General features: G+C 50.6%; 7 protein-coding genes and 1 pseudogene. 5 read left to right on the forward strand and 3 right to left on the reverse strand.

What is annotated here, in order from left to right; genetic code table 11:
* The 3 genes from AC1DIS_RS29655 to AC1DIS_RS29665 form a co-directional block, all read left to right on the forward strand.
* Positions 1-191: hypothetical protein (locus AC1DIS_RS29655; protein ID WP_477781282.1), on the forward strand; the 191-nt coding region annotated here is incomplete at its 5' end.
* Between the two features lie 121 nt (positions 192-312).
* The gene (locus AC1DIS_RS29660) at positions 313-954 is read left to right on the forward strand and encodes a LysE family translocator (RefSeq protein ID WP_052964729.1); all 642 of its coding nucleotides are present in this window, start codon (positions 313-315) and stop codon (positions 952-954) included.
* A 212-nt stretch (positions 955-1,166) separates the two neighbouring features.
* Positions 1,167-1,604, forward strand: a complete 438-nt coding sequence (locus AC1DIS_RS29665; RefSeq protein WP_111453855.1) for a bleomycin resistance protein — start codon at positions 1,167-1,169, stop codon at positions 1,602-1,604.
* A gap of 214 nt (positions 1,605-1,818) precedes the next feature.
* On the opposite strand, the pseudogene AC1DIS_RS29670 reads toward AC1DIS_RS29665, so the two are convergent.
* Positions 1,819-2,109, reverse strand: a pseudogene (locus tag AC1DIS_RS29670) (transposase); the annotation flags it as partial.
* A 259-nt stretch (positions 2,110-2,368) separates the two neighbouring features.
* On the opposite strand from AC1DIS_RS29670, the gene AC1DIS_RS29675 reads away from it, so the two are divergent.
* The gene (locus tag AC1DIS_RS29675; RefSeq protein WP_111453854.1) at positions 2,369-3,496 is read left to right on the forward strand and encodes a sensor histidine kinase; all 1,128 of its coding nucleotides are present in this window, start codon (positions 2,369-2,371) and stop codon (positions 3,494-3,496) included.
* A 336-nt stretch (positions 3,497-3,832) separates the two neighbouring features.
* Here the strand turns inward: AC1DIS_RS29675 and AC1DIS_RS29680 are convergent, their stop codons facing one another.
* Both AC1DIS_RS29680 and AC1DIS_RS29685 read right to left on the reverse strand, forming a co-directional pair.
* Positions 3,833-4,276 (reverse strand): PRC-barrel domain-containing protein, encoded by a 444-nt coding sequence (locus tag AC1DIS_RS29680; RefSeq protein ID WP_111453853.1) that lies wholly within the window; start codon positions 4,274-4,276, stop codon positions 3,833-3,835.
* Positions 4,277-4,851: 575 nt separating this feature from the next.
* Complete coding sequence (locus AC1DIS_RS29685; protein WP_081626537.1) at positions 4,852-5,229, reverse strand: c-type cytochrome; 378 nt, start codon at positions 5,227-5,229, stop codon at positions 4,852-4,854.
* 220 nt (positions 5,230-5,449) lie between these two features.
* Between AC1DIS_RS29685 and AC1DIS_RS29690 the strand changes: the two genes are divergently transcribed.
* Positions 5,450-5,515 (forward strand): hypothetical protein (locus AC1DIS_RS29690; RefSeq protein WP_477773939.1); only part of this gene is annotated, 66 nt, incomplete at its 3' end.

Here is a 5,515-nt window from a genome sequence, read left to right on the forward strand (position 1 = left end):
TGTTCCAGGTCGCGACCGGTGCGACTCGAAGCATTGACCGCATTGACCGTGCGATCGCTCAGCCAACGAACGTCAATGGCTCAAGACGATCAGGTTATGAGCGTTTTTACACACTCTGGACCGATTTCTGCCTGTCCCCACTGGCAGCCATGGGGTGTGGATTCAACCGATCGACGCAACAGATTGGCTAAATCGTTCAGCGGGCAAGGAACGCTTTTAATCCAATGACCGTCTGGCAAACCGAGCACCACCTAACTCCTTGTCCCGTTCGTTCCTGTAACATGCCAGCCCCCACCACCACGAGCTTTGAAAATGGATTCTCACTCGATTCTGACGTTTACATTGGTCGCCGCGATTGCCATTGCCAGCCCAGGGCCTGCGACCTTGATGGCGATCAACAATAGCCTGGCCCATGGGCAGCGCAGCGCCATATGGTCATCGCTCGGCAACGCCAGTGGCCTGTTCTGCCTTTCGTCCGCTGCCATGCTGGGGCTGGGGGCGCTGCTTGCCAGTTCCGAATGGCTGTTCAATGCAGTGAAGTTCATCGGTGCCGGTTATTTGTTCTACCTGGGCATCAGACAATTGTTCAAAAAGGGCCCGATGCTCCCGGACGGGATTCAGGACGACTTGAAGGAAAGCCGACCGACTCGTTCCAAACTGTACAAAGCGGCCTTCCTGACGGCGGTGACCAACCCCAAGGCGACGATGTTCTTCACCGCGTTGTTCCCGCAGTTCATCGATCAGAGTGCGGCATTGCTACCGCAATTTCTGATCCTCACCTCGATCTTCATGGCATTGTCGGTATCGTCCCTGAGCCTCTATGCCGCGCTCGCATCGCGGGCCAAGGGGGTGCTAACCCGGCCTGCGCTATCCCGTTGGGTCAGCCGGGTGGTGGGGTCGACATTCATCGGTTTCGGTGCTGCTATCCTGACCATGCGGCGGCAGGCGGCGTAGGGGCGTCGGGCTTGTAGCTCCGCTACAGGGAAGGCTGATAGGGCGAGAATGGTACGTCTTGAGCCGAGTCGGAGATGGCGCACTTCAAACTGTGGCCACGTCGCTAAATGCCCCGAATGCTGGAATGCCCCGGTTAAAAAGTGATTCGATCGGGGCTTTTCGCCGAAAGTCCCACTGCTCGAGGGGTGTTATCAACGACAAGGAGTCCGTTTATGAAGATGAACACGTTAGTTCCAGAGATGATTGTCTCTGACTTAAAACGAAGCTTGGATTTTTACTGCCTGATTCTGGGTTTCCAAATTGAATACGAAAGGCCTGAAGACAAATTCACTTTCCTGTCCTTTCAAGGGAGCCAATTGATGCTGGAGCAGGATGACTTGGAGGCGTCTCCATGGCGTGTTGGCCCTCTATTATCACCCTATGGCCGAGGGATGAATCTTTCGATTCAGTGCTCTGATACCAAAGCTTTGGCTAAGGCCATCGAAGACGCTGGTATTGAATTGCGCAGACCCATTGAAGAGTGCTGGTACCGAGATAAAGAGCGCCTGCACGGAGAGCTTAATTTTTTGGTGCTTGATCCAGATGGCTATCTGTTGCGGTTCACTCAGAGCTTAGGTTTCAGAGCAGTCGAGCATCAAGCGATAGCCTGAACAAGTGATGTTGCATAGCGTGATTCTGAGCATTTCAACGACCGCTGTTGGCCGATTCTGTTGAAAAAGTCGGATTTTCAGCTCACCTGAACTCAGGCACGACCACCATCGGAGAACCGACTCACCACATTGAGTGGTTTCTCGGCCCTTCGTTGACCGTTGCTGCTCAGTTAGCGGGTTAATTTGAGGTTTTTTTTGCTGAGTGCAGACGCACCTATTCCGTGAGCGGTGGCCCTTTAGAGGTAAATTTGGCCAGCCGTCGCAAGGTCTGCACTGCGGCGGCCAGCGTGAACTCATCGGTTGCACCACTCATGCCACGTAATCTCAGGCGATCCAATTTCAGGATGCGTTTGAGGTGGGCAAACAACATTTCGACCTTTTTACGTTCGTGGCGAGAGCGCACATACGCAGGTATCGCTGCGATTCGCCGAGCCACATCACGCGCGGCTTCATGGACGCTGCGAACGATCTTGCGAAACGCAGTGTTCGGGCAGCACTTGGCCTTTTTCAACAGAATCGGCCAGAACCGGTCAATCGCTTTCCCTCTCAACCGCTAGCAATACTCTGCATCACAAGCCTCTATAGCGTTGCACTAGCCGTTGGCGACATCATCAATATCCGCTTCCCTGCCCAGGGTGGTGCGGATGATCACCGATTAGAACTGACCAACGGCATTGCACGCAGAAACACCGGTTTCTGTCATTCCGCTAGGCTAATTGCAGATAGCAAAACTCACTTGATTAATGTCGTCCATTAGGATCCCCATGAGACTTTCAGATTTCATCCTCAAAAACCTTGAGCCTATTCTGCAAGCGTGGGAAGCATTTGCCAGGTCTGTTGATACCTCGATGCCCGCTATGGATTCCCAAGGCCTGAGAAACCATGCCGAATTTATTTTGAGGGCTGTTGCGCTCGATATGCGTACCTCTCAAACCCAGCAACAACAGATCGACAAGTCCCATGGGCTGGCACCTGTAACAGAAGAGGAGTCGGCGGCTCAAAGCCATGCAGTGACGCGCCTAATGGCTGGTTTCACTCTAGACCAGGTGGTCTCCGAATATCGCGCCCTCAGATCAAGCGTCCTCAGGCTTTGGCTGGCCCAGGAAGGCACAGGGGACGACCATGAAATTGTGGACATAATCCGATTCAACGAGGCGATAGATCAAGCGCTTGTCGAGTCAATTGCGACGTATGGGCGAGCGGTGGAAACAACCCGAAAAACGGTCTTGGGGGTATTGGGCCACGACCTTCGCACTCCGTTGGGCGCGGTAATGCTGGGCGCCGATCTGTTGAGGCAGACTGAGGAACTTGGCAGCCGTGGAAAAAAAATAATTGCGCAGATTTCTACAAGCGTTCAAAGCGCCAACCAGATGGTGCAAGATCTGCTCGACCTGGCGCGCTGTAACCTTGGCACGGGCATTCCGGTACAACCAGAAAATACTGACCTAACTTCTGTTTGCAAATCAGTCGTGGATGAAATCACCGCTGCCCACCCTAAAGCAAAAATCATTTTCACCGACACGGGACCGGTACCAGGCCTATACGATCCATCACGCATGGCACAAGTGTTCTCGAATCTTATTGGCAACGCCGCGCGACACGGCCACTTACAGCGTCCGATTAATGTCACATTGACCGGGGATGGCACCACCACCTACTTTTGCGTGCAAAATTATGGCGAGCCCATTCCTCCCAGCGCATTGCCCACTCTCTTCGATCCGGAAGGACGTTATTCCAGATATACCGACAGTGAACCAGGAACCTCCTCTGGTCTGGGGCTTGGATTATTCATCGCCGCTCAGATTGTAGAGGGCCATGGTGGAAAGATGGAGGTCGAGTCGACGCTAGAGGACGGCACGATTTTCCGTGTGACTTTACCTGTTTGCCAATAATCGAGTTTCGACTGTAAGTACCACAGAGCCTGTAACCCCTACGGCAGATTGATTGCTGCCCTCCGCGACAGGGAGCGCGATTTTCGTTCCAGCCCTGATTGTCAAACCTGCTCTAAAACTTTTTCACACAGCCTGGGCCAAAACGGAAGATCACGTTTCGCGTAATATGCAATGGAGCACTGGATAGTTGTAGAAAATATCCTCCCTTGTTGCTTCGATAAACCTTTTTTCACCGCAATGCGCGCCTTAGGGTTTGGCCCCCAACGAAACATATCGTTGTTTGCTCGGCGCGCATCACTCTTCATTTCGAACATGGACATTAGCTTTGTCGACACTTTATCTCAGAACAGTATCGTAAACGAAGGGTTTAGTTCCATAGAAAGAATGAATTTCTGTGGCCCAAGACTCGTCAGCCATATTAGGCCAACTGTCCTTGTCAAAACCTGGTGCATTTTCCAAGCGCTCTTTCTCTACATTGAGTACGAAGCGCTTGTTTACTGTATCCAGTGTCAATGCATTCCAGGGCACTGCAAACAGTTTTTCTCCCATGCCAAGAAACCCACCAAAAGATAGAACAGCATAACTCACTCTTCCGCTGCGAACATCTAGCATGATTTCCTTAATATCCCCCAAGTCTTCGCCATTATGGTTATAAACATCATTTCCAATGAGTGTGTCTGCCCCCATCAGGTCGGGGCCAGGCCCCTGTTCCTCGGAGCTGGTATCTCGCAGGAGGTTGGTTTTGTATATGCCATAGGTATCGCGATCTACGTAGTTCATTACTATCTCCTATCAGCAATCGTCAATCAATCAGAAAAATACACCCACCGCCTTGATGGTTGTATTAGTGGGAGTCACCCGCTTTCGAAAAAGTTGAATTTTTTTTCTGCATGACGACGAATGGTAAATTGGAGTAAAAAGTCAATCAATTCGCATCAATGTGTAATACTTGTTTTTACTTTAGGCATTAACCAGATCGATATCATAGAGACGTGAATGAAGCGATTTCTCATTATGGCAACTGACTTGCATATAACCTCATAAATATGACGATTAAGTTCGGGTCGCTACTGCGACAAACTTATTTGAATGATAGTTAATATAGGGGAAAGTCCGGCACAATCTGGAGCAGGACATAAAATTGGCAGGTGAATGTCTGCTTTTGGCCGTTACTTGCCTGTCACGACCGCAGCCGACTGCTGCTTGATGCGAAGAGCCACCCGAGCTTGTATTAATCGGAGATTGTTCATTATCGATGTGCCCGCGCGAGGCCGACTGACTCACCGGCATTGCCCCACAAACCCTAAAACCTGAAATGGCATTTAAATTTCTGTGCCTGCCTCTCATCTCTAAAATCATCGATTCTTTGAAATCACACCACCCATGTATTCATTTAAATCGCGTAGATCTTTAATCCTCCAAGCGTACGGCGATAGCTTTACACCATTCTCTCGCAACGTTCTTGGAATCAAGTCTCCATTTGGACGAAGTATTATCGATGATACAATTACGCCCGGATAATCATTTAATCGCTTTTTGAAAGCGGATGTTGTTAGATCAGGCGTAGGAGGATTGCTTTTATTAGCCAATGGTCCTGTTGCTTTAAGATCTACTCCGTGGCACATGCTGCATCGCTGTAAATAGAGATTTTTTCCATTAACATTATCCGCGAAGGATAGTGATGCTTGAATTAGCGATGCAATTCCTAGCGAAGCGATGAATAACACTTTCATTGTTTCTATCTTCCTTGATGGGATCAGCGCCGACTGGAGGCAATTTGGTGCGCAGGAAAGATATCAGCCATCGTGTCCGCACGCACCGTCATTTCTGATGCCCATTGAATCAACTCGTTTTCCAGGCGCATCCCGCCGACCGCTTCTGGCCCAGAGTGTGTAAAAACGCCTCCGCGAACCCTTGCTATGATTTCTGAGGATTTCATCGCAAGGATCGCCCATGAAGCGCTTTATCCAAGGTGAACATCGAGGCCAAGGCACCTTACTTCCCGAGAGCCTCGACGAC

The organism is Pseudomonas sp. 05N433 (assembly GCF_056396925.1).

Bases quoted from the DNA above. Each gene is read 5' to 3' on its own strand.
- AC1DIS_RS29660 (WP_052964729.1), top strand. From the start codon at position 313: ATGGATTCTCACTCGATTCTGACGTTTACATTGGTCGCCGCGATTGCC.
- AC1DIS_RS29665 (WP_111453855.1), top strand. From the start codon at position 1,167: ATGAAGATGAACACGTTAGTTCCAGAGATGATTGTCTCTGACTTAAAA.
- AC1DIS_RS29675 (WP_111453854.1), top strand. From the start codon at position 2,369: ATGAGACTTTCAGATTTCATCCTCAAAAACCTTGAGCCTATTCTGCAA.
- AC1DIS_RS29680 (WP_111453853.1), bottom strand. From the start codon at position 4,276: ATGAACTACGTAGATCGCGATACCTATGGCATATACAAAACCAACCTC.
- AC1DIS_RS29685 (WP_081626537.1), bottom strand. From the start codon at position 5,229: ATGAAAGTGTTATTCATCGCTTCGCTAGGAATTGCATCGCTAATTCAA.